We start from the raw sequence: 22,813 nt of genomic DNA on the forward strand, positions 1-22,813 counted from the left end.
ACGTCGCCTGGCCAGCAGGATTGCTGGTATCGCCGAGCATTGGGCCTTCCACTTGGACCCAAGCCGTTCACTTCCAGCTCGGGCTAGGCGATCGGCTATCAGCTTGGCTGCTGCGGAGATATCGCCTACCCAAATTGATGAAGAAAAGCCCTATGAACTGATACCCCTTCTCAACGATGCTGGAGAAGTGCAGGCCGGGGCTTTTGCCTACGGCCTGGAGGAATCAATGCAGATGATCGAATTCCTCCGAACTGAAAGCTTGTATGGGTCTGGGACTGCAGCCAGTCAGTCAGTGAGCGGAGTGGTTGGCGACTTCGCAGCAAAACTCACCCCCTCGATGGCTGCTGCCGTGCAGACCGGCCAACTGATGCGGATCGTCGGGCCGGCCTCAGTCGTTGATGGGCTGGCTAAAGGAACCATGACAATGATGCAGAGCGGAGGCAACAATCTCGGTGGCGTCCTAGTTCAGGGCTCCTCAAAGATCGTCGGGCAGGCCCGCTTTTCCCCAGCAGCTGGTGTTCTCGCCCCACTGGTGGTCTATCAGGCTATTCACGCCATCGTTGGCACACAGCAGCTCAATGAGATCAATCGCAGGCTCGCCAACATTGAGCAGACCTTGTCAAGAATCGTTCAGAGGCAGAACGCCAAAGATATCGGCGAAGTCATCGCTGCGGCCTTAACCCTTCAGGACATCCTTGCTGAGCATGCCCACACCGGTCACTTCAATGCTCAGATGCAGGACCGCATTTCCCATTGCGAACGGGATCTGCGTGCCCATTTGGAACGCCTGAAGATTCTCAAGGCCAACTTCCACGACAAGATCAACCAAGCACGTCAACGTGCCCGGAAGAGAGAAAAGCCCCTTGAGCTTGCGGGGTTGATTAAAGAAGAAGGTGATCAGTTCGGTCAGGACACGCGTCTGCTGGTCGCTCTCTGCGCTGCTGTCATTCAGCTGGAGCAGGGATTGATGCTCATCGCACTGGAGCATCACCCTGAAAGCCTTGCCTATCGGCAGAAGCAGATGGTGGCTCAGGTCAACCAATGTCGCGAAACACTTGCGGACATGTTGGATCTGTCTGAAATCAAGAGTGAGATCAAGCTCTGCCTCGACGACATGAACTGGTGGCAGCGCAATCTGTTTGACCGTAGTGCTGCTCATTTATTGAAGCAAGCCTCCGAGCTTCCGCTCGACGCGAGCCCGGTCAAGTCTTTGCCAGAGCACCAAGGAGGAGGCATGTTGATCTGGAAGGATAATGAGCGAGGGATACAAGTTCGCGCTGTTGCGGCGGCGCAGCTTGAGACAAGTAGCGAGAGCTCTGATGGGGATCCAGAGGAATGGCCAGAACCTGCATACATAGCCCTCGCGCCATCAACGAGTCTTCGCGTTGGGGAGACTTACAAGCTTGATATTCATAACTCAAGCCCTCTTGAGGAATGGAGCAAACGCGATGTGCCTATTCGCATCCTCAAGTGCACTGGAGTGGGTGAATGGGTTGGGATGCGAATGGACATTCCCGAGGTTGCGTTGGTCGAGATCTTTGTGAGGAACAACTGACCCATGCCCCGTCGCCCCTCCACTACTGACCCCGAACTCCTGGCCCACCAGCAGTGGCTGGGCTATCTCCAGCCCGTGGGCTTGGTGGTGGCTCCTGCAGCAATGCAGGACGCCGGTTGGGTGGTGGCCCGCAGCGGCAGTGAGCTGATCGAGCGGCAGCAGCGCTACCGAGATGGCCTCGAACCCCTGGGCGGAGACGACGACGATGCGGATGAGCGAGAGCTGGGCTTTACCGGCATCGAGACCTTGTTGGTGGAGCAACTGGGCTGGGGCACCGATCAGGTGCAGAGCGACCCGAAGCTGATTGAGGGCTACACCAGAGAGCTGCCTGAACTGGGGGAAACGCTGCAACCGACGGCAGTGGTTCCAGTCGCCAGCGGCGAAGGCGCGCAGCTGCTGGTGCAGGAATTGCCACTGCTCATGCCACTAGATCAAAAGCTCACCGCTGGTGAGCACCTCTGGAGGGCTTCACCGCAGGAACGCTTTGAGCGCCTGCTGCGCGAAACGGGGGTGGAAGCGGGGCTGCTGTTCAACGGCGCCCAGCTGCGGCTGGTGGTGGCACCCAAGGGGGAAAGCTCCGGCTATCTCACCTTCCCGCTGGCGGATCTGGCGGAGGTGAGCGGCCGGCTGATGTTCTCGGGGCTGGATCTACTGCTGGGGCAGAGCCATGTGTTCCTCGATCCCGATGGCTACCGCCTGAGCGATGTGCTCAAAAAAAGCCGAAGCTTCCAGGCGGTGGTGAGCAATGCCCTGGCCGATCAGGTGCTGGCGGCGCTGTGGGATCTGCTGCGGGGCTTCCAGCAGGCCGATGAGCTGAGCCAGCGGCAAGACATTGAACTGCTGGGCGACTTGCCCGAGCGGGATGCCCAGCAGCTCTATGGCGGCTTGATCACCATGCTGATGCGGCTGGTGTTCCTGCTCTACGCCGAAGACGAAGCGCTGATGCCCAGCGATGCGGTCTACGAGCAGAACTACAAGCTCAGCGGCATCTACGAGCAGTTGCAGCAGGACGAGAGCGAATACCCCGACACCATGGAGCAGCGGTTCGGGGCGTGGGCCGGGCTGATGAGCCTGTGCCGGCTGGTGTTCGATGGTGGCGGACCCACGGCCGACTACCTACCGGCACGCCACGGCCAGCTATTTGATCCGGCCGTGTACCCCTGGCTGGAGAGCCCGTGGATCAGCGACGGCGTGGTGCTGGCGCTGTTGCGCAACTTGCTGATCGTGAATGGCGAGCGCATCAGCTACCGCGCCCTCGATGTGGAGCAGATCGGCTCGGTGTATGAGGGGATCATGGGCTACGCGGTGCGCCGCATCCCCGGCCGCTGCATCGGCCTCAAGAGCAAGCCCCAGGGGGCCAAGAAACAGCTAACCACGGCGGTGGATCTCGATGCCCTGCTGGCTATGCCCGGCGGCAAACGCAAGGCCTGGCTTGAAGAGGAGGCCGGCACAACTCTGCCGCCGAAATCTGCAACGGCGTTGAAGGACGCCAGCAGCGAAGCCGAGCTGCTGGAAGCCCTGGCCCCGCGCATCAACCGCGAGCTGTTCGATGGCCCCCAGGCGGCCGGCGGCCTGGTGTTCCAACCCACCGAAGAGCGCCGCCGCAGCGGCAGTCACTACACACCCCGTTCACTCACAAGGCCGATCGTGGAGGAGGCCCTGCGCCCCTGGCTGGAGCGCTGTGAGCATCGCCCCACAGCAGCCCAGATCCTCGACCTGAAGATCTGCGATCCGGCTATGGGCTCAGGAGCCTTCTTGGTGGAGAGCTGCCGCTTCCTGGCCGAACTGCTGGAGCTGGCCTGGAACCGGGAGGGTTTGCCTGATGCCCTCAAGCCCGGCGGCCACGCCCACGGCGAAGAACCACTGATCTACGCCCGCCGGCTGATCGCCCAGAGCTGCCTGTATGGGGTCGACAAGAACCCGTTTGCGGTGAACCTGGCCCGCCTCAGCCTCTGGCTGGTGAGCCTGAGCAAGGACGCGCCGTTCACCTTCGTGGATCACGCCCTGAAGTGCGGCGATTCGCTGGTGGGCATGGAGCGATCCGAGATCGAGAAGGCCATCAAGGGCGCCAGCCTGCAGCGCGAGATCCAGATGGCCTATCTCGATCAGGTGCGCCAACAGGAGGCCAGGAGCTTCGCGCTGTTCCATGTCGATAGCCGCAGCGATGCCGACGACGAACAGAAGCGCCAGGCTCTTGATTCGCTGAATGCCAGCACCGCCTACCTGCGCACGGTGGGTGATCTGCTGGTGGCGGCGTTCTTCAACGGCAAGAAGCCGAAAGACCGCGAAGCCCTAAAGAATCTGTATCTGGAGGCCACGCTGCAACACAGCTCAGTGTCGGAGCTGGAGGACGAGCTGGCGGAACCGCTGGAGCGACTTCGCGAGGGCGAGAAGGGCATTCAGCCCCTGCATTGGGGACTCGCCTTCCCGGACGTCTTTAAGAGAGAAAGCCCAGGCTTTGACGTGTTCATCGGCAACCCCCCATATCTAGGAGGGCGACTCATCGCAAGCGCCCTGGGTGATGCCTACACCCCATTGCTTAAAAGTGTCCTGAGGATACGAAAAAGCTCGGCAGATCTTTCAGTTTATTTTGTTGCTAGAGCTTCTAGGGCCATCTCCGAATCCGGGGGAATTGCACTTATCACTACCAAGTCAATCAAAGAGGGAGATACTCGGCCCGTTTTTCAAGACATTCTTGAGGAGATGCAGTTGAGCATCTTCTATGCAACGACATCGAGGCTTTGGCCGGGAGATGCTGGCACTTCTTATGTATCTTTTGCGATGACAAGGGGTGCATACAAGGGACCAAAGCTTTTAGATGGTATTTCTGCGTCAAATATATCATCGTCACTTCAGGCAGAAGATTCAGAGGCTAATCCAATGGTGCTTTTCGGGAAAATTCACGCCTCTCGCGGCATTACATTAATGGGAGAAGGCTTTATTTTATCCCGAAATGAGGAGCAGGAAATAATCGAACTGGAACCCAAGTGTAGAGATGTGATCAAATTCTACACAGGCTCAGAGGATATGCTCAATAGAGTTGGCGAAGAATTCCCCCGCTTTTGCATAGACTATGGCGACATGCCAGAGAACCTGGCATCATCCTACGAACCCACTTTCGCCAGGCTAAAGGCCCTGGTCAAGCCCTCGCGCGACAAGCTATCCAAGCAAATTCACGAGCACTGCTTCTGGAAGCACTGGGACAAAAGATTAGACTTTTTTGCATGCCTATCTGAAGTAAGCGTCGCGATCGTAATACCACGCGTCGCCAAGTATATGCTGCTAGAACGCCATGAAGAAGTTCGCGACAAGCTCTATAGCGATTCAGTGAATGTCTTGGCATGCGGAGACTGGGAAGTTTATTCGGCCCTGCAGTCAAGGGTCCACGAAGCATGGGTGAACAAGTTCAAATCCTCTAGGGATGCTCGTATAATCTATAACGTCAAAAGTTGCTTCAGGACATTCCCGTTGCCAAGGCAGTTAGCCCACTTACCAGTAGAGGCCCCTTCGGCTTCTTGCCTCGAACCGCTTAGGGCCTCGGGTTCAACATACTATCGGCGTCGACTTGATGCAGTCACGAAATACAATGAAGGATTGACCATGATCTACAACCGCTTCCACGATCCATTTGAAACTAGTTGCGACCTCCTGGAGCTGCGCCGCCTCCACAGCGTGATGGATCAGGCGGTGCTAGTCGCCTACGGCTGGAGCGATGTGCCCACCGCCTGCGGCTTCGGGCTCGACTACTTCGAAACCGAAGACAACGCCACGCTCCCCGATGAGCTGCAGGAGCGCATCGACAGCGGCGAACTGTTCTTCTGGGACGCCAGCGACGCGCTGGATTTCCAGGGCCAGCTGCATGCCCATGGCGCCATCACCGGCCGCCGCAAGCTGCCCTGGCGCTACCGCTGGCCCGATGTCGTGCGCGACGACGTGCTCGCCCGCCTGCTGACGCTGAATGCCGAGCGCTACGCCGAGGAGGTGGCCCAGGGGCTGCATGGCAAGGGGGGCAAGAAAGCTGCACCAGCGGCAGCGGGGGACGGGAAACGGCGCGGCCGCCCGCCGAAAGCGGCCCTGGCCACCGATGGACAGCAGATCGGACTGGCCCTATGAAGACCGACCCATGGCCAGCCGCCCGAGACGCCTGATCACCACCATGCCCCGATCCACTGGCCCAACCAGCAAGCCCGCCGCGGAAATCGGCAAAACCACGGCCCGGCGGTTTCCGCTGGTGCACAAGCTGATTCACTTCGCCGATCTGCGCAACTTCTATCGGGAGATGCGGGAAGCCCTGATCTCCGCCAACCGCCGAGCCGGGGCCCAGCAGGGTCTGGTGACCAAGGCCAAGAACAAGATCGCCCTGCTGGAGGCGGAGATGAACCTGCTGGAACAGGAACGGGACGACCTTCTCTCCTATCGCCAACGGGTGGAGGAGGAGGCCAATCAGATATCCGCCGTGCTGCCCCGCCTCAAGGGCCGGTTGTTGCAGGTGCAGCAGATCGAGCAGGCCCTAGAGAACCTGGCCGATATCAAGGAGGCGGTCGACCAGCAAGAGCGTGCCCATGGTGGCCCCACCGGCCAGTCGATCCAGGATCTCAAGCTTGCGGTGGAGCGGCTACTGGAGCGGGCCGATGCCGTTGAGTTCTTCGAGGAATCGATCGATGACGACCAAGCCTGAGCCCCGCCGCCGCCGCGGCACGCCGATCAGCGACAGCCTTGGCGCCGATCTCCACACCCTGGGCACCGTCCTTGCCAACCACACCCGCGGCCTCGACGACTACCTCCAGCGCCAAGCCGGCCGGATCGAGGAACGCCATGGCAATCTCCTTTCTGAATCCGCCGAAATCCTCCTACCCCCGGGGCAGGATCTCGATACCCTCACTGCCGGGGAGTTGCAGAACATCTGCCGGCAGCAGCGGTTGCGTGGATGGTCGAAGCTGCGCCGCAGCGAACTGATCGCCTTCCTCAAGGAGAGGTTGGGCACTGAGCTGGAGGCCCCAGCCATCTCAGCGCCTTCCTATCCCCACGATGCCAACCGCATCGAGCGTTTGCTCCTGCTGTTGCTGCAGAAACTAGGCACCGCCACCGAAGTGATCAATGACGCCTGGCAAGGGCAAGGGGACCAAACTGCTGGCCAGCCTGGCTCCGCGAGCACAATGGAACGATGAGCCTCGCCCTTGCCAAGCCCCAGCTGGACGCCATCGCCGACGCCTGCCGGCGGCATCACGTGGCGCGACTGGATGTGTTTGGCTCGGTGCTGAGGCCCGATTACCGGCCTGGAGAAAGCGACATCGACCTGCTGGTGGAGTTCCTGCCACTTGATCCCGGCAGGCTCTACAAGGCCTACTTCGCTCTCCTCAACGACCTGCGCCTGGGCCTGGCTACGGAAGTCGATCTGGTGATGGCCGATGCCGTCCGCAATCCTTACGTCAAACAAAGCATCGAGGCCAGCAAGCAGCAGATCTATGCAGCGTGACCCCCGGGCCTATCTCAGCGACATCCTGGAGGCCGCAGCTGCCATTCAGGAAGCAACGAGCACGATTGATGAAGCTGGCTATGGCAACTCGAGGCTGATTCGCTCGGCCGTCGAGCGTGAGTTCATCATCATCGGTGAAGCCTTGAAGCTGATCTCACAGCGAGATCCACAACTATTCGCGGCGATCCCAGAAGGGCGACAAATCATCGACTTCCGCAACCTGCTCACCCACGAGTATCTGAATGTGAGTGTTCAGGTGGTCTGGGGTGCCATCCAAACGGATCTGCCAGTTCTGATCGACCACTGCACGCAGCTGCTCAGCCAGCTCAACGTGGAACTCACCTGAACCATGACCTCCTCCGCCGAAATCCGTCAACATCTCGTCGATGCCCTTCGCATCGACTTGATCGGACCCAGTTGGGATGACGTCGCTCGGCGCCATGAACAGATCAACCAACCGCCATCGGTGCGTTACACCACCGGCTTCCTGGTGCCCCATGTGTTTCAGCAGGAGGCCGGCCGCACCACAAAAGAAGAGCAGCTTTCTTTCTCCGATCTCGCTGGGGAAGAACCCAGCAACGACGCCTCCAATCGCCTGGAGAAGAAAGAGAAAGAAGACGACGCCAACGACACCCTCGATCAGGCCAACACCCGCCGCAGCTGGTTTCCCTCCTCCCTTGGCCTGAGCTTTATCGCCAATCAGGGCGCCAGCTTGGTGGTGGTTGTGAGCTGGGGGGATTACAGCGCACCTGTAGAAGGAGACAAAGACAAGATCTGGACCCGCACGCCCCAGCGTCAAAGCATCAGTTTTGAAATTGATGCTCCCGGCACCAGCCCAGATATCCCTCTGGAAGGCAATCCACAAGGCTTGTGTCTGCGCTGGATCGCCCGGCCGGCACCAAAAAAGCTCAACTATCCAAGCGATCAACTTTCTGTCTCGCTCTTTCTGCTCAACAAGCGCGAGTCACCGCCCAAACAGATCCGTTATCGCGATCCAGTCACGGCTTTCCAGGCGGAGCTCTCGCTCCGTTGCCAAGCAGGCTTTCCGCCCCGCCGCGATGCGCTGCAGCAGGCCGCCAAGGATCCCGATGAACGCCTGGCGGCCCTTCAATACCGGCGCGATTACTGCTTTGCCAGCGGTCACAACGTTGCAGTAATTGCTGCCGATATCCCAGAAGGCAACCCTGCCATCTGCCACACCCTCACCACCACCTGGCTACCAACAGCCCGGGTCTACCGCACGCTGCCAGAGCCACCCGCCGGCACCAACGTGCCGATGGATATGGAGGCCCTAGCGGATCTAGCCCGGAGCGAACGCATCGGGCAGGAGCTGATGCCGATGGTGAAGGCCTACCGGGCATGGATAACCCAGCAACCCAAACACCCCATTAGCGATCCAGCTCAGAACGAAACCGCCAAGCAGCTCCGGGCCCAGGCAGAAGACTGCGCCAGGCGCATTGAAAGCGGGATCAAGCTGCTCAGTGATCCCTTGGTGCGAGAGGCCTTCCGCACCATGAACCTGGTGATGGCCCGCGCCAGCCGGCAGCGGAGTGCCTTCAGCGCCAAGGTGCCGCCCGATCAAATCGGCATTGCACCAAACACCCGCAGCCCCAAGTGGCGCTTCTTCCAGCTGGCTTTTGTACTGATGAACCTGCCTGGTCTCGCCACACCAGACACCCCAGAAGGCCGGTTAGATCGTGAAGCCGTTGAACTGCTGTTCTTCCCCACCGGTGGCGGCAAAACCGAGGCCTACCTGGGTCTTGCCGCGTTCACCCTGGTGCATCGCCGCCTGCAGAACCCAGGGATTGAATCAGCCGGCCTCACCGTGTTGATGCGCTACACCCTGCGGCTGCTCACCCTCGATCAGCTCGGCCGTGCTGCCACCTTGATCTGCGCATTGGAGCTGGAGCGGCTCAAGCGCGCTGAACAAGATTTCCCCTATCCGCTGGGTGAATGGCCCTTTGAGATCGGCATGTGGGTGGGCAAGGCCGCCACGCCAAACAAGCTGGGCGGTCCGGGCGACAGCGATCAGCAATCCACCCATGCCGTTCTCAACAACTGGAAATCAGGCAAGCGCGAGCGTCCGATCCCGATCGAAACCTGCCCCTGGTGCAACCGACCCCTGCAGCCTGAGGGGTTTCATCTGCTGCCTCCCAAGAATCCCGATCGGCTTGAGATCTACTGCCGCGAGCCCAGATCGCCAGAAGCCAAACAGGAATTTGCCCACATGGGTCCGTGCGCTTTCCACAAGGGCACACCACTACCGGTGCTGCCGGTGGATGAGCAGATCTACCGCCGCCTGCCCTGCTTCCTGATCGCCACGATCGATAAGTTCGCTGCCCTGCCTTGGGTTGGTAAAACCTCGTCCCTCTTTGGCAATGTCAGCACTTATCAGTTGCCCACCGGCAGTGGCGCTGCAGGTTTCTGGGGGCCATCTGAGAAGGCGGCTGGTGGGCTCAAGATTCCCCACGGCCGGCTGCTGCCACCAGCGCTCGTCATCCAGGACGAACTTCATCTAATCAGTGGACCGCTCGGCACCCTCGCTGGCCTCTATGAAACGGTGATCGAGGCTCTGATGCGTCCAGACGCCTCCACGCCGCCGCCCAAGATCATCGCCTCCACCGCCACCGTGCGTAGGGCTGAGGCTCAGATCAAGGCCCTATTTGCCCGCAGCCAGGTGCGCATCTTTCCGCCGCCAGGCCCGGAGCGTGATGACAACTTCTTCTCGCGCACGATTCAAGATCGAGACCAAGCCCGTCTCTACGTAGGTCTCTCCGCGCCGGGCCGAAATCTCAAAGGCGTGCTGCTGCGCTCCTACCTGGGCCTGATGGCTGCAGCTCAGAAGGGCTGGAACGACAACAAGGCCATGGGTGCAAGCAACCCAGCCGATCCCTACATGACCCTGCTTGGCTACTTCTCCAACCTCAAGGAGCTGGGCGTCACCCGCAGCATCTTGGAAGACGAACTCGGTGGCCAGCTGGAACAATTTGCCAAAAACCGAGCCCTTGATATGGAGGGCTTCATTAACCCTTTTGCTACTCGTAAGCGGCCCAATGAACCGCAGGAGCTCACCTCTCGCGTCAACACCGCCAAGATCAGCAGCACTAAAGATCGGCTCTCCAAGCCCTACGTCGATAAGGACCACCTCGATGTGGCCCTAGCCACCAACATGATTTCGGTGGGCCTCGACATCTCTCGCCTGGGTCTGATGGTGGTGCTCAACCAACCGAAAACCGCCGCCGAGTACATCCAGGCCACCAGCCGCGTTGGCCGCCAGCTCAGCGACATCCCGGAGCAAAACAAGCCGGGGCTTGTGCTGGTGCTGCTCAACCCCAACCGCCCAAGGGATCGCTCCCATTTCGAGCTGTTTCCCTACTGGCACCAAACCTTCTACCGCCATGTGGAGGCCACCAGCTGCACACCCTTTGCCAGCCGTGCCCTTGATCGCGGCCTACCTGGGGTGGTGGTGGCTATGGCCCGCCACAGCGATCCAGCCCTAGCTGGTGCCAAGGGCGCTATGGCAGCGGACGCCCTGCAAGCCATCAAGGCTCAGATCGCCAAGGCTTTGCAGGAGCGCTGTATTGCCACAGGCGCTGCCGATGACAGCCTCGATGAACACCTACCCACCGAAGTGCGCGATCACGTGATCGATCTGCTGGAAGCTTGGTGGAAGCTCACCCAAGAGCCAGAGGCCAAGCTGCAGTACTGGACCCATGAAGAGAAGGGCGCTGGTGCGGGTTTGCTGCACACATCCCTCGATAACGACCCGATCTACCAAACGGAGGGCTACAAGCAGTTCAACACCAACTGGAGCCTGCGTGATGTGGAGCCTTCTGCTCCGATCCGGATGGTGAACTTCAGGGAAGAAATCACAGCCGACGACTGAGCCCAGTAGCCACCACCCCCATGCCCGCCTCCACCCGCCGTAAAGCTGCTCCCCCGCCCCTCGGCGAAGCGCGTCAAAGCCAGGTGCTCCAGCTCTACGGACCTGGCGCCATGGTCGACCTGCCCGACTACTCCCTACTGATTGGGGGATTGGATTTCTGGAATAACAAAGGTTGTGATCTGATCCACGAGCCGCGGCTGCTGCAGTTGGTGCGGCAGGCCACCGGGATGGCCCGGGTTGACCTGCGCACCCCGCCCAAGGAGGTGGATCCGCTCAAAAATGTCAGCGGTTCAATCAAGGCGTTTCGCTTTCCCGAGTGGTCCGTGGCTCAGAAGGTGAGCGAGCGGATGGCCTTTGGTATTCCCTGCCGGGCCAGGCCCCTGGTGCACTTCAACGATGGCTGCATCTCGGACTGGCGCACCTATCAAGACGATGAGGGCAAGTACCCGGTGGTGCCGGTTCGCTTCGTGATGGCCTGCCCCCATGGCCACCTCAGCGACATCCGCTGGCGCGACTTCTGCTTTCGCCAGTTCGGCTGCAAGAACAGCGAACGCCTCTACCTGCTCGAAGCCGGCACCGGCAACGACTTCACCCAGATCTATGTGCAGTCAGAGGGCGGCACAACCCGCAAGCTCGCTGATGCCTTGGTCACAGAAATGAGCCCCCTAGGTCTTTGCCAAGGGCAAACGCCCTGGTTGGGCCGCAACGCCCGCGACCCTGACAAGTGCAAAACCGATGGAGAGCCCACCCAAAACCGGCTACTGGTGCGCTCTGCCACCAACGCTTACTTCACCGAAACCATCTCGGTGATCTCCCTGCCGGAGGAAGCAAATTCCCTGGCAAAACGTGTCACCGAACTCAAGGACGACCTCGCCTTGATCGAAGCGGAAGCCGATGTATCAGCAGCCCTCAAATTCAACCCACGCCTCAAAAGCGCCTTCGTTGGTGTGGATCCCGCGCTGCTCTGGCAAACGATCGAGGCTCAACGGGGAGGCATCACCGGCCAGGCAGCCCAACCCAAAGATGAGGAGCTGGCCCTGCTGATTGGCCCGATGGATGGGGTCTCCAGTTCTGCAGAAGGGAGCCTCTTTGAGGCCGATCAATGGCAGCCCCCCAACCCGCCAGCCTGGTTCAGCAAAGCCATCAAACGGGTGCTGCTGGTGCACCGCCTGCGGGAGGTGCAGGCGCTAGTGGGCTTCACCCGCTTCACGGCTCGCACCAGCAGCCTCGGCGGCTTGCCGATCGACACCACCAAGGTGAACCGCCGAGCACCGCTGGCCAATGATCTGCGCTGGGTGCCGGCGAGTGAGAACAAGGGGGAAGGGATTTTCATCGAGTTCGATCCCGCCACGATCAAGGCCTGGGCGGCCAGTGATCCGGTGCAAATGCGAGCCGGTCAATTCACCAAGGCCTTCGAGAACGAATGGCTCGCGTCGCGTGGTCTCGACGAAAAACAGTTCCCTTTCCCAGGAGCTCCCTACCTCTTGCTGCACAGCCTCAGTCACCTGCTGATCACGGAGATGGCACTGGAGTGCGGCTATGGCGCCAGCTCCATACGGGAGCGCATTTACGCCAACGACGAGATTGGCTATGGCATCTTGCTGTTCACCAGTAGTTCCGGCTCGGAAGGCACCCTGGGCGGCCTGGTTGGGGCCGGCAAGCGGATCGTCAGTTATCTGGACAAGGCCTTTGAGCGCGGCCAGCTCTGCAGCAACGATCCCTTCTGCTCCGAGCACGACCCCAACCACCCCTTCGACATTCGCCCTACCCACGGCGCCGCCTGCCATGGCTGTGAATTGATCGCCGAAACCTCCTGTGAAATCCGCAACGAGTTCCTCGATCGGGCCCTGGTGAGCCCCACCGTTTCATTCGACCCTGAAACGGGTGATCCGTCCTTCTGGGAGTTCATCAACGCATGAGCCTCACGCTGCCAGCCCAGACACTTCGGGGCGTAGCGATTGATCTACGGCGTCTGAACTACACGCCCACCAGCTGGCAGGGACTGCTCTCTACTCACAGCGAAGCGATCCGCCTCCAGCTCGAGCCGCTACTGGTGGAGATGGTGCGAGAGGGGGCCCATCCCCGCCTGATGGCGTTGCTGCTTGATCGCCTCGCTGATGCGCAAGAGGCACTTCAAACAGAGCGAAACGGCTGGAGTTTCGTCTGGTCTGGCCCGGATCCCCTCCATGCCAAAACAGCCGACACCTTTGCCACGGTGGATCAACTCATCGGTGAAGCGCGCTGCAGCCTGTTGATCGCCACCTACAACATCGGCCTCAGCAGTGAGTTTCGTGCCTTGTTCGCCTCCATCGCAGATCGCTTAGCCAATGGTCAGCTGAACAGAGTCGACCTGTTCTTCCATCCCAAGCAGATTGAAGATCGCCTGGGCGCTGACCCGCTAGCAACGATCTCAACATGGTTTAACCGGGAAGTCTGGCCTTGGCCCGCAAAACCTCATGCCTACGTGGACCGACGGCTGATCTCAGGCTCGGCTGAGCGTTGTTACCAACATGCCAAGATTGTCATTGCTGATGCAACAACACCTGAGGCCAAAGCCATTGTTACCAGCGCCAACTTTAGTGAAACGGCACAGCGGCATAACTTTGAAGCTGGCTGGCTGACAAAATCCGTCCCAAGGGTTCAGGAGATCCAAAGGCAATTTTCCATGGCCGTTGATCAAGGACTTTTTCTGCCTCTTGAATTTGCCGCCTAGAAATTAATTGCATGGTGCACATCTAAATAAACTGTGTGACTGGCATGGCCAGTCCTCGCGCCGCGTCAATGATCGGGTCATGCGCTCCTGTCTGGCATGGGATCGACGCTGGCCAAGCGAGCACATGGGGCTGGGCTACCTGTTGCCCCCTTGGGAACCCAGCAGAGAGCCATCAACGCAATTCTGAGATCCGGCAACTATCACCAAAAGAGCCCCGCAGCTGGTAGCGATCACCCTGTTTCGTCCCACTCACTTTGCCCCAACAACGTTGTCGCAAAGCGCAGCGATCATTCGCTGCTTGGCGTACTGCTCTCCTGCATCGCTGCTACTGGTCGCAATGGGTACGGCCCATCCATGCCAATGCCCCGGCTTGGTGTTGGCCATGTACCGATCCCTCACGGCCATCCTCATCGTTGCGCAATCCACCGCCACCTCAGTGTGGAGACTGCGATTGCAGCGCATCGCGGTGGTGCGGATGCTGGTGCCTGGGATGAGCTTCCAGTCGGGCCAGTAGTAGGAGCACTCCTCACGCTGCATCCCTGGCTTCATCAGCCAGGTGCTGGCGGCCTCAACTCTTTGCTGCTCTCGCTCTATTTGCGTCAATGCCTTGGACTCTGGGGCACCTTGCGGGAAGGTTCGCCATTTCGCGTTTTCGACGCTCTGGCGTTGTTGTTCAGCGGCCTCCACTTGTCGGATTCGTTCAAGACTTTGGGATAGCCCTGGCTGGACCTGCTGCGCTGAGGCAATAGGGCCGAGCACCAACGTCAAGACAAGCAGGCTGATGGGGCAGGGGCTGATCTTGGGACGCACTGGTAGTGCCGCGGAAGCGCTGACCTAGCTCTACTACGCGCCCCTCACGCCGGTGAGGGCATTCCCCCCTCAGGGTTCCCATCCCTCACCTGCTCCCAAGCGGTTCCTCTCAACCCAGCTGGCCGCAGCCTCGAGCCCGCAGCAGGGCAGCCTCAGAGGCCACGAACGAGTAGGCGCTGCTGGTAGCTGGGTATTTGGGGCAATCGCCACCAGGCCGTCAAACACCCACCTAAATCCCTCGTCCAGTCCTCGCGCTGCGTCAAGGATCGGGCCATGCGCCCCGGTGGGGCGTCCTTGTCGCAGCGCTGCGGCGGGCCGTTGGGGGTGGGGTTCTCTGCCGTCCCCAGATGGCTGCCCCCCTTTCCCGCTCTGCCCTCCGTGCCCGTGATGCCTTGGTGCTGGAGCACCTCTCCCTGGCAGATGCCGTTGCTTCAGCTATAGCCCGCCGCTTCTTCCCTTTGGTTGAGCGGGAGGATCTGATCCAGGTAGCTAGAGAAGCCCTGCTCCGCTCCGTGCTGCGCTGCAAAGCAGGTGAGCCGCCAGAGCCCTATCTGCGCCGCTGCATCTCAGGTGCCCTGCAGCATCACCTGCGCGATCGGGTGCGGCTGGTGCGCATTCCACGCCGGCTGCATGAGCAGGGTCAGTGCCCCCTGGGTCATATCAGCCTTGATGGCCACGCCGCTGGCGAGCCGTGCCTGCTCGATCAGCTGGCGGCCCCAGAGCAAGAAGCAGCCGGGCCCGCTGATGATCTGGCGCTGGAGCAGCTAGTAGATCAGCTGCCTGCGCCGCAAGCTACGGCCCTGAGGCTCACCGTCCTTGAGGGCCTATCGCTCCGGCAGGCAGCAGAGCAGCTGCAAATCAGCGCCATGTCCGTGCAGCGGGCCCAGAAGAAAGCTCTTGAGGCCCTGCGGCAGCAGCTGGTGGGCGGGGGCTGAGGCCCCTCCTCACCAGTCACTGCTGGAACACCAGCGTGGAGAGCGGCCACCAGCCGCTGCCACCCTCGTCGTAGGCCAGCTCCACCATCGGGTCGGCATCACTGCTGTCTCCCGCCAGGCTGAGCACGGTGGCGCCGCTCTCTGGGCTGATCAGGTCGCGCCAGCAGCGCGAGCCAACCACCGGCAGGGGTGCCTTGGTTTCAGTCATGGTTCAGGGGCTCACCATCACCCGGTTGCCAGCGCCGCTGTTGCTCACCGCCGCAAACTGACGACGCTGGGGCGACCAGCAGAGCGAGCGCCAACCCAGATCTGCCGGGGAGCTGCGCACCGTCCAGCTGAGGCCATCGCCGCTGGTCATGATCCGGTTGCCGGTGCCGCTGCTGGCCGCCGCTACCAGCAGCTCCCGCTGCGGCGACCAGCAGAGGGAGGTCCAGGCGTTGTCGGCCGCCGAGCTGCGGCTGCTCCAACTGATCCCATCCGGGGAGGTCATCACCCGGTTGCCCTTGCCGCTGCTGCTCAGCGCCACCAGGAAACCCAGCTCAGCCGCCCAGCAGATCGCCGTCCAGTTGTTGGTGGTGGCCGCTGTCCGCAGGGTCCAGTTGCGGCCATCGCTTGAGGTCATCACCCGCTGGTTGCCGCCGGTGCTGCTCACCGCCACCAGCAGCCCCAGCTGAGGCGCCCAGCAGATGGAGCGCCATTCCTGATCTGCAGCAGCCTGGCGGGCTGTCCAGGTGAAGCCATCGCTGCTGGTCATCACCCGGTTGCCTGTGCCGCTGCTGGCCACGGCCACCAACAGTCCTAGCTCTTGCGCCCAGCAGATCGAAGTCCAGTTGTTGTTGGCTGGCGTCTGGCGCAGGGTCCAGCTGCGGCCATCCGCTGAGGTCATCACCCGATTGCCAAGGCCGCTGTCGCTTACGGCGACAAACAGCCCCAGCTCTTTGGCCCAGCAGAGAGCTACCCAGTTCTGATCGGCTGCTGATGGCTGGGTGCTCCAGCGGATGCCATCGCTTGAGGTCATTACCCGGTTGCCCGTGCCGCTACCCGCTACGCAGGCGTAGAGCTGCAGCTCCGGCGACCAGCAAATCGCTTGCCAGCTGATATCCGCCGCCGAGCGCACAGTCGACCAGAGCACCCCGCTGATCCCAAGCACCGGCGGAGGGTTGAGCAGCTCCGCCAGCACCGCTGCCGGCAGCTGATAGGTGCCGGCCTGGGGCCCGGTGGAGCGGGTAATCGCCAGCAGGTCGCTTGCTTGAAGCGTCATCAGTTCAGCGCTCAGGGCAGGGCCGGCAGGGTGCTCAGGTCCAGCGGCATGTAGTCGCCGGCTGGCTGGGCGGTGGCCAGCGCAGCCTGTAGCTGGGCCGCATCCACCACCCGCCCAGGGGTGCCCTCCCCAAGAGCCGACGGATCTGCCAGCTGCACAACACCGGCAGCAGCGGTGGATGCGGGCCCAACGCTGAGCAGCGGTTGGGCGGGATCGCTCTCATCGACGTCCAGCGGAGCGGCCACCTGGATCCGGATCACACCCGCGCCATCGGGGCCCAGGGCGGCATTGGCGCTCCATGTGGTGCCGTCAAACAGCAGCAGGTCTCCCTGGGCTATCTCCTGGCCGGCGATGCCGCTCCAGCTGGCCAGGGCAGGACCGCCGGAACTGGCCAGGTACACATCCCCGACTGCAGCATCTGCCGGGGCCTCGCTGGTGGTGGGGTCGATCGCACCCCGGTAGGTGAGGGCACCGGAGATGGCGGCATGGAGGGTGCCATCGGCATCCACTGAGAGGTTGGTGCCCGGCTTGATTGCACCAATCGCTGCTGTGGTGGCGGGGCTGAGCATGAATGCCTTGACCTCATCAGCCGTGGCCCGGAATGGCGTGCTGCCGCGCTGCACCAGCAGCAGGTCGCTGGGCTGGGGCAGGGAGCGGCTGGCGGTGCGGCTCTCGGTGGTGGTGGCCATGGCGATCAGTAGAGAAAAAGAGTTGGGCGATCAGTGCTCGGGTCAGGTCGGCAGGGGGCCAAGCAGGCGCAGGTCCAGCGCGAGCAGCAGCACCCCATTGCCGGCGGTGGCACTGATGAGCGGCGCCAGAGCTTGCACCGAACTGACGCCCCCGGCTGGGGGCGGTTCAGGGGTGCCGCCGTCCTGCAGCTGGGCCTGGCCCAGGAAGATCACCCCCTGCGGCCGGCTGCTGCTGCGGCATTGGGCCGTCAGCTCGGCCAGCACAGCCGGATCGGAAGTGGCCATCGGCGCCAGGGCAGTGCTGCTGAGCTGTTGCCAGCCCCCAGCCAGGAATGCGTTGGCTCGGTTGCAGTTGGCCGTGATCAGAGCAGGGCATCACCCAGCTCCAGGGCAGCGAGATCAGCAGGATCGCCGCTGGCAACACCAGTGCCCTCGCTGGTGGCTGTACTGCTGCCGCTGGCCTGGGCTTCCAGTGCCGTGGCTTGCTCCACCAGCTCGGCTTTGGTCTGGCTGCTATCGAGCTCCACGCCGTAGACGCTGGAGCAGTAGTCGACGATCTGGGCCTTGGTCATGGCCTGGAAGTCGGTGGGCTCAGAAGCCAGCAGGGCTTCTTCGTCGCTGGTGGCGGTTTCCGTTGACTCCAGCGGCTCGGCGGTCGGCGTGGTCTCATCCGGTGCCGAGGCGGGTTCTGTCGCTTCCGGTTGCTCCAGTTCGAGATAAAGCGCATCCACCAGCTCCGTTGATGGCTGCGGCTCCGGTTCAGGTTCCGAAAGTGGTTCTGGCTCTGGCTCGGGCGCAGCTTCTGCCGGCTCCGTGTGCAGCTGCCAGCCCAATGCCTGCCAGCCGGCCAGGTGCACCGGCCAGATCGAGCGGCTCTCGCCGTCCTTACTGATCAGCAGCTGGCTGGGCGGCAGCAGGGATTCATCGCCTACGGCTGAATCCGGGGTGACAGTGAGCCGCTGCTCCGGGCCCGAGAGGTGAACCGGCGTGGAGGCAGGGTTGTTGCTGTCGAGGGGTTGCAGCAGCTCCAGCGGCAAGGCCTCAGAACCCGCCGCCAGGGTCAGTGACTCCAATGGGTTACTCATGGCACTCACCTCAAAGCCCCTGGTTGGCAGTCAGCGCCACGCACATCCCGACCGGTGTGCTCGGAGAGATCACAGCGCGGGCAAGCCGCAGGCAGGGCGGCGTAACCAGTTCGCTGTCGGCTGGATTCAGCAGCAGGGCAGCACCGCTGATGCTTGCCTCCACCTTGCCGCCAGCGGCGGGGATAGCGACCGCAGCGGCAGTGATCCAGCTGCCGGCGGTGCCATCAGCCAGCAGCGGTGCTAGCTCCAGGGTCACGGTCACCGCGTCGCTGTGGCCGGGGTGAGAAGCCACCAGCACAAAGGAGCAGGAGGCATCGAGGTCGGTGCCGAGATTGATGACATCGCCGCTGCTGCGGCTGTGCTCGTAGCAGTCGGTTGCCGAGTGGTTGATCCAGCCGACGAGCACCGTCTGGGCATCGAGCAGCCGGGTGGCTTGGGTGGTCATGGATGGAACTCCAGTGAAAGGAACAAGGAGCAGCGCTGCCGTTGGCTCGGCTATCGCGCGCTACGGATTTGGAAGGTCCAGCGTCAGGCGTTCAGGTAGGCGCTGGCAGGTGGTGGCAGGCAGTTGCTCAAACCACCAGCGGCATGGGCGCCACGTTGTAGAGGCGTGCCGCTGCCTTGCGGTTGCAGACCGCAAAACCCACGTACCAATCCACCCGCGTGCGGAACACCGGTGCGTCATGCACCTCCCCGAAATCACGCACCGCAATGCCATACCTGCCCTCAAACGGACCCTGCAGGCCGCAAACCGCCGCATCACCCAGCACGCAGCAGTAGATCGAGGTGGTGCCTGCCGGTTCGTCGTAGCCCAGTACGGCATGGCCCTCGGCGTCTTCCTCCACCAGCAGGATCTCGATCCCCTCGAAATAGTGGCGGCCGTCGATCACCTCATAAAGCTCCCCGCCGGCCTGTCGGGAGGCGGTGCTGATCTGGCGGCGGGCCGCCTTACTGGCGATCAGCACCTTGTCGCCCCCGTAGCCGATCACGCTGTCGCTCAATGCCTCAAGCGCCAGCAGGTTGAGCGTGCTGCCGCCGTTGTCGATTGTCTGCTCGTCTCCAGGTGCCAACCGCTTGCTCAGGCCGTTGAAGGCCCGCGGATCAAAGGCGTCATCGCCGTTGATGATCGCGGCTTCCAGCGTCAGACGCATCGAGCGCACCTTCATCTCGGTTTGGGCAGCTCGGGCCTCGGGGCCCTGCAGATCAACGATCGAGCGGTCCACATCCAGATCACCGCCAAATAGGTGCACAAACTCCGAATCGGAGTTGATGACGCCATAGCTCTGGCGGTAGCCCTCGTTCACCGCCCGAAAACCCACGCGGGGGAGTTTCGTTTCAGCCGGGAAGCTCAACGAGCCACCTACAAGGTTGCGGAAGGGCAGGCGGCGCAGCAGCTCCCCCTCAGCAAAGGTCTTGAGCACCGCCAGCTGTTCCGCGCGGCGGGCATATTTCTGCGCCTCGATCAAGGTCAGGCCCAAGGGCACTCTCCCGGGGCCTTGCCCCAGTGACAACAGGATCTGTTGCCAGGTGCCGTCAGGACGATCGGTTGGTGGTCAGCTCAGGCCATGGATGGGGTGGTGCTCACTCCTCGGCAGCTCAGCAGCAGCGCCCTGGCCGAGATGCCGTGTGAAGCACGAGCGCATGTACTGACAGTTCATTGCGGTCAGTCCGCACCAGCCGGTTTATCGGTGATGCGCCAGTGCCGCTGAGGCTGCTGCAGGGGCGGTTGTGCGTTGGAGATCAGACAGGAGCTGGTGTTTCGCTTAACCCGATTGGGATTGCTGCAGGGGCATGGGGGGATCGATAAGGGGTGTTGAGTTATGGGTTTTTCAACAACATTCAGTGGTTTCCCGCCATAACCGGCGACTTTTCCACAGGCTGAACGCCCAAGACCCCGCTGCTGGCGCCAGCAGTGCAGCCCCCGCTGTGGAAAAGCCCTCTCCTCTTGACCGGCGGCAGCGGGGAGTTTTGGCCTGCCCAAGAGGAACAGCAAGCCGCCAGGAAGGCAGTTCAGGACTTGCTTCTCACGGAGAGACACGGCCTTGTCGGACTGGTTTTGCTGCTTTGACGCTGGTGCGGTGCTCGTGACTTGATGGGTGCACTGCCGTGATGAACGCATGAGCCAAATCCCCGACCATCTGCCTGTCCACGTGAGCGTCGTCAATGAGTTCCCGGAGGACCTGTACCAGGCGATGCGGGAATTCATCAGCAGCCATCCCAACTGGGACCAGTACCGCCTGCTGCAGGCAGCGCTTGCGGGCTTCCTGTTCCAGCACGGCTGCAAGGACCGTGCCGTGAGCCGCCACTACCTCGACGGTTTGTTCCAGCGCGATCCGGCTACTACGGCGCGGCCGATCTCCCACAACTGATGGAGCTGGCGACGTGGTGATTTCCATTGCAGGCCTGGCCGGCACGCGCATCCGGCGGCGACGCAGCCAGCACCAGCTGGTGGGGCAGTGCTGCGACCGGTTGCGGCCTTCTTTCCTGCGCCGGCGGCTGGAGCAGCTCCTGCCGCTGCACACCGCGGCTGGAGCGGCTCTGGTGGACTGGCGCTGGGACAGCGTCTGTCAGCGGGTGAATGGGGTGGTGCTGCAGGACAACGAGCTCCTGCCCTTCCGCTGGTGGCCCAGCCTCAATCGCTTTGAGCTGCGCGCGGCGATCATGCAGATCAGGCCGTTGGGCTAAGGCCCAGCAAGCTGCCATCTCTGGTGGTGGCAGCTGCAGCCGCTCCGCAGGCTGAGCAAGCCAGCTCGATCCGCCAAGCCTTCTTTCACCTTGTCGCCAAGGGCAGAACTAAGGCGCGGCGCCTGTTCCTCGATGGCGAGGGTCAGATCTGCGCCGCTTTCCACTGGCTGCCGTCTGAGCAGGCCCTGCTGCTGGCGCACAATCAGCAGCTGATCTGGGGTTCAGCCGCCTGGGTGATTGTGCTTTCAGAGCGCATCTGCGAGCCCGAGGGACAGCGGGTTTGGGCTGCTGACCCAACCACGGCTGCCGCTGGTGCCTGGGCCTTACAGCGACTCCAGCCAAGAAAACAAAAGGCGGTGCTTATTCATGCCCTTGATGGAGGCGACCGGAACGGCCTTCACATGCACGTCAGGGTGCTGGGCCAGGACGATATCCACGGCATGGGCCTCATCAAGGGCCTGCACCATCTCGATGCCATCGCCCAAAGAACCAGAGAAGAGCACGGCGTAGTGGATGGGGTCTCCCGATCAGCAGCCTTCATTGATAGCAATGGAGGTGCCGGACGCCAGCACCTGGGTGCGAAATCGGCTGAGAGGCCATTGAGCTGGGGCTGGGCTACGGCGGTGAGATACGCCAAGAGGTGCATGCTCAGACTTGGCCAAGAGCAACGATCGCAGCTGTTGTAGGAGCAGGGTCTGTTTATAGCTGGAAGCAATAGCGTTGACCACTCCAACTCTCGCCTTGTGTATCGGGCTGGACAGGTGGTTTGCAGACCCGAGAACCACAGCTAGCCTTAGCTCACAGCAACTCAAAAGTCATGTGAGAGATGGAGTTGGTGAGATTATGGAATGGGCGTCTACCTTGGTTACCGGAAATAGGCAGGACGATCCGAATGGTTCTCGGAACCATCCAATAAAGAGTTAGGTCTTACAAAAAGGAGTCGTCATGAAAATCAATTCTCTGTCCCCATGCATCACGTCCAACAAGGTTGAGGAGTCACGCGATTTCTACGTGAAGCACTTTGGTGCAAACGTCACCTTCGATTGTGGATGGTACGTCAATCTCGAATTTGACGGAGGCGCTTCCGTTCAGTTCATGGCGCCGCAGAACGACCAGCCCGCTTGCAATCCGACAGGGCTGATGTACAACTTCAGCGTTTCGGATGTCGATGCCGAGTATCAGTCACTCACGGCATCCGGTCTGGTTGCCATCATGCCCATTGAAGAGCACCCTTGGGGGGATCGTGGCTTTGCCGTTCAAGACCCGAACGGCATCGTTCTATACGTCTATTCTGAACGCGACCCAAGCCCTGAGTTCAAGCAATATTACAAGTCCTGACGCCATGGCCGCCGACCGCATCTCGAAACTTCTCGATGACATATGACTTCTCAACCCAGATCGCTTCGAACTTGTGCAAGAACTGAGGGAAATCATCCTTGGTTTGGATTCCTCCGTGTCCGAGGAAGTGAAATACGGCGGGTTCTTGTTTTCCGCTGACCAGCCGTTTTGTGGTGTCTTCTCCTACGCAAAGCACATTTCGTTGGAGTTCGGTACAGGCGCATCACTTCCAGACAATTTCAACGTACTGGAAGGTAAGGGAAACATACGCAGGCACATAAAGCTGTTATCGGCGCAGGACATTTCGGAGAAGCACGTTCGTGAGTATCTCGTTTTGGCCCTCAAGGCGTCGGCTAAGCCATGAGACCCAACCACAGCGT

General features: G+C 61.4%; 23 protein-coding genes. 14 read left to right on the forward strand and 9 right to left on the reverse strand.

The window, feature by feature from the left end; all coding sequences use genetic code 11:
- The first annotated feature begins 103 nt into the window (after positions 1-103).
- The 9 genes from KBZ14_RS02030 to drmC are packed head-to-tail and all read left to right on the forward strand — an operon-like array spanning position 104 to position 13,630.
- Positions 104-1,555 carry a hypothetical protein gene (locus KBZ14_RS02030; RefSeq protein ID WP_255116628.1) on the forward strand — a complete coding sequence of 484 codons (1,452 nt, stop codon included), beginning with the start codon at positions 104-106 and terminating at the stop codon, positions 1,553-1,555.
- A 3-nt stretch (positions 1,556-1,558) separates the two neighbouring features.
- The gene (locus KBZ14_RS02035; protein WP_255116629.1) at positions 1,559-5,668 is read left to right on the forward strand and encodes an Eco57I restriction-modification methylase domain-containing protein; all 4,110 of its coding nucleotides are present in this window, start codon (positions 1,559-1,561) and stop codon (positions 5,666-5,668) included.
- 10 nt (positions 5,669-5,678) lie between these two features.
- Positions 5,679-6,233, forward strand: coding sequence for a hypothetical protein (locus tag KBZ14_RS02040; RefSeq protein WP_255116631.1), 555 nt, complete (start codon positions 5,679-5,681; stop codon positions 6,231-6,233).
- A complete protein-coding gene (locus KBZ14_RS02045; protein WP_255116632.1) occupies positions 6,217-6,723 on the forward strand; it encodes a hypothetical protein in 507 nt (168 codons plus the stop codon). Before KBZ14_RS02040 ends, KBZ14_RS02045 begins: the two co-directional genes overlap by 17 nt.
- Positions 6,720-7,031 (forward strand): nucleotidyltransferase family protein, encoded by a 312-nt coding sequence (locus KBZ14_RS02050; protein WP_255116633.1) that lies wholly within the window; start codon positions 6,720-6,722, stop codon positions 7,029-7,031. Before KBZ14_RS02045 ends, KBZ14_RS02050 begins: the two co-directional genes overlap by 4 nt.
- Entirely contained in the window at positions 7,021-7,377 is a 357-nt protein-coding gene (locus tag KBZ14_RS02055; RefSeq protein WP_255116634.1) for a HepT-like ribonuclease domain-containing protein, read from the forward strand. The genes KBZ14_RS02050 and KBZ14_RS02055 overlap by 11 nt, the downstream gene beginning before the upstream one ends.
- 3 nt (positions 7,378-7,380) lie before the next feature.
- On the forward strand, positions 7,381-10,917 hold the full coding sequence (gene drmA / locus KBZ14_RS02060; protein WP_255116636.1) for a DISARM system helicase DrmA: 3,537 nt from the start codon (positions 7,381-7,383) through the stop codon (positions 10,915-10,917).
- 20 nt (positions 10,918-10,937) lie between these two features.
- Positions 10,938-12,836 carry a DUF1998 domain-containing protein gene (gene drmB, locus KBZ14_RS02065; protein WP_255116637.1) on the forward strand — a complete coding sequence of 633 codons (1,899 nt, stop codon included), beginning with the start codon at positions 10,938-10,940 and terminating at the stop codon, positions 12,834-12,836.
- Positions 12,833-13,630 (forward strand): DISARM system phospholipase D-like protein DrmC, encoded by a 798-nt coding sequence (gene drmC, locus KBZ14_RS02070; protein WP_255116638.1) that lies wholly within the window; start codon positions 12,833-12,835, stop codon positions 13,628-13,630. Before drmB ends, drmC begins: the two co-directional genes overlap by 4 nt.
- 249 nt (positions 13,631-13,879) lie before the next feature.
- Here drmC and KBZ14_RS02075 read toward each other — a convergent pair whose 3' ends face one another.
- Positions 13,880-14,398 carry a hypothetical protein gene (locus tag KBZ14_RS02075; RefSeq protein ID WP_255116639.1) on the reverse strand — a complete coding sequence of 173 codons (519 nt, stop codon included), beginning with the start codon at positions 14,396-14,398 and terminating at the stop codon, positions 13,880-13,882.
- 389 nt (positions 14,399-14,787) lie between these two features.
- Here KBZ14_RS02075 and KBZ14_RS02080 point away from each other — a divergent pair, with 389 nt between their 5' ends.
- Positions 14,788-15,375: a sigma-70 family RNA polymerase sigma factor gene (locus KBZ14_RS02080; RefSeq protein WP_255116640.1), complete on the forward strand. Its 588-nt coding sequence runs from the start codon at positions 14,788-14,790 to the stop codon at positions 15,373-15,375.
- 16 nt (positions 15,376-15,391) lie between these two features.
- Here KBZ14_RS02080 and KBZ14_RS02085 read toward each other — a convergent pair whose 3' ends face one another.
- From KBZ14_RS02085 to KBZ14_RS02115, 7 genes are all read right to left on the reverse strand, one after another.
- The gene (locus tag KBZ14_RS02085; protein ID WP_255116641.1) at positions 15,392-15,583 is read right to left on the reverse strand and encodes a hypothetical protein; all 192 of its coding nucleotides are present in this window, start codon (positions 15,581-15,583) and stop codon (positions 15,392-15,394) included.
- A 3-nt stretch (positions 15,584-15,586) separates the two neighbouring features.
- Positions 15,587-16,636: a beta propeller repeat protein gene (locus KBZ14_RS02090; RefSeq protein ID WP_255116642.1), complete on the reverse strand. Its 1,050-nt coding sequence runs from the start codon at positions 16,634-16,636 to the stop codon at positions 15,587-15,589.
- Positions 16,637-16,647: 11 nt separating this feature from the next.
- Positions 16,648-17,325 (reverse strand): hypothetical protein, encoded by a 678-nt coding sequence (locus KBZ14_RS02095; protein ID WP_255116643.1) that lies wholly within the window; start codon positions 17,323-17,325, stop codon positions 16,648-16,650.
- 42 nt (positions 17,326-17,367) lie between these two features.
- Positions 17,368-17,610 carry a hypothetical protein gene (locus tag KBZ14_RS02100; RefSeq protein ID WP_255116644.1) on the reverse strand — a complete coding sequence of 81 codons (243 nt, stop codon included), beginning with the start codon at positions 17,608-17,610 and terminating at the stop codon, positions 17,368-17,370.
- Positions 17,611-17,687: 77 nt separating this feature from the next.
- Positions 17,688-18,410, reverse strand: a complete 723-nt coding sequence (locus KBZ14_RS02105; RefSeq protein ID WP_255116645.1) for a hypothetical protein — start codon at positions 18,408-18,410, stop codon at positions 17,688-17,690.
- Positions 18,411-18,420: 10 nt separating this feature from the next.
- Positions 18,421-18,855 carry a hypothetical protein gene (locus KBZ14_RS02110; RefSeq protein ID WP_254932038.1) on the reverse strand — a complete coding sequence of 145 codons (435 nt, stop codon included), beginning with the start codon at positions 18,853-18,855 and terminating at the stop codon, positions 18,421-18,423.
- 127 nt (positions 18,856-18,982) lie between these two features.
- Entirely contained in the window at positions 18,983-19,894 is a 912-nt protein-coding gene (locus KBZ14_RS02115) for a major capsid protein (RefSeq protein WP_255116646.1), read from the reverse strand.
- Between the two features lie 633 nt (positions 19,895-20,527).
- On the opposite strand from KBZ14_RS02115, the gene KBZ14_RS02120 reads away from it, so the two are divergent.
- On the forward strand, positions 20,528-20,779 hold the full coding sequence (locus KBZ14_RS02120) for a DUF2811 domain-containing protein (protein WP_255116648.1): 252 nt from the start codon (positions 20,528-20,530) through the stop codon (positions 20,777-20,779).
- Positions 20,780-20,792: 13 nt separating this feature from the next.
- Entirely contained in the window at positions 20,793-21,095 is a 303-nt protein-coding gene (locus tag KBZ14_RS02125) for a hypothetical protein (protein WP_255116649.1), read from the forward strand.
- A 323-nt stretch (positions 21,096-21,418) separates the two neighbouring features.
- On the opposite strand, the gene KBZ14_RS02130 is transcribed toward KBZ14_RS02125, so the two are convergent.
- Positions 21,419-21,598, reverse strand: coding sequence for a hypothetical protein (locus tag KBZ14_RS02130; RefSeq protein WP_255116650.1), 180 nt, complete (start codon positions 21,596-21,598; stop codon positions 21,419-21,421).
- Positions 21,599-22,040: 442 nt separating this feature from the next.
- Between KBZ14_RS02130 and KBZ14_RS02135 the strand changes: the two genes are divergently transcribed.
- Together KBZ14_RS02135 and KBZ14_RS02140 are read left to right on the forward strand one after the other, a co-directional pair.
- Positions 22,041-22,433: a VOC family protein gene (locus tag KBZ14_RS02135; RefSeq protein WP_255116651.1), complete on the forward strand. Its 393-nt coding sequence runs from the start codon at positions 22,041-22,043 to the stop codon at positions 22,431-22,433.
- A gap of 73 nt (positions 22,434-22,506) precedes the next feature.
- Positions 22,507-22,797: a DUF1801 domain-containing protein gene (locus tag KBZ14_RS02140; RefSeq protein ID WP_255116652.1), complete on the forward strand. Its 291-nt coding sequence runs from the start codon at positions 22,507-22,509 to the stop codon at positions 22,795-22,797.
- The last annotated feature ends 16 nt before the right edge of the window (positions 22,798-22,813 follow it).

This window comes from Synechococcus sp. HJ21-Hayes (genome assembly GCF_024345835.1).
Lineage (GTDB): Bacteria > Cyanobacteriota > Cyanobacteriia > PCC-6307 > Cyanobiaceae > Vulcanococcus.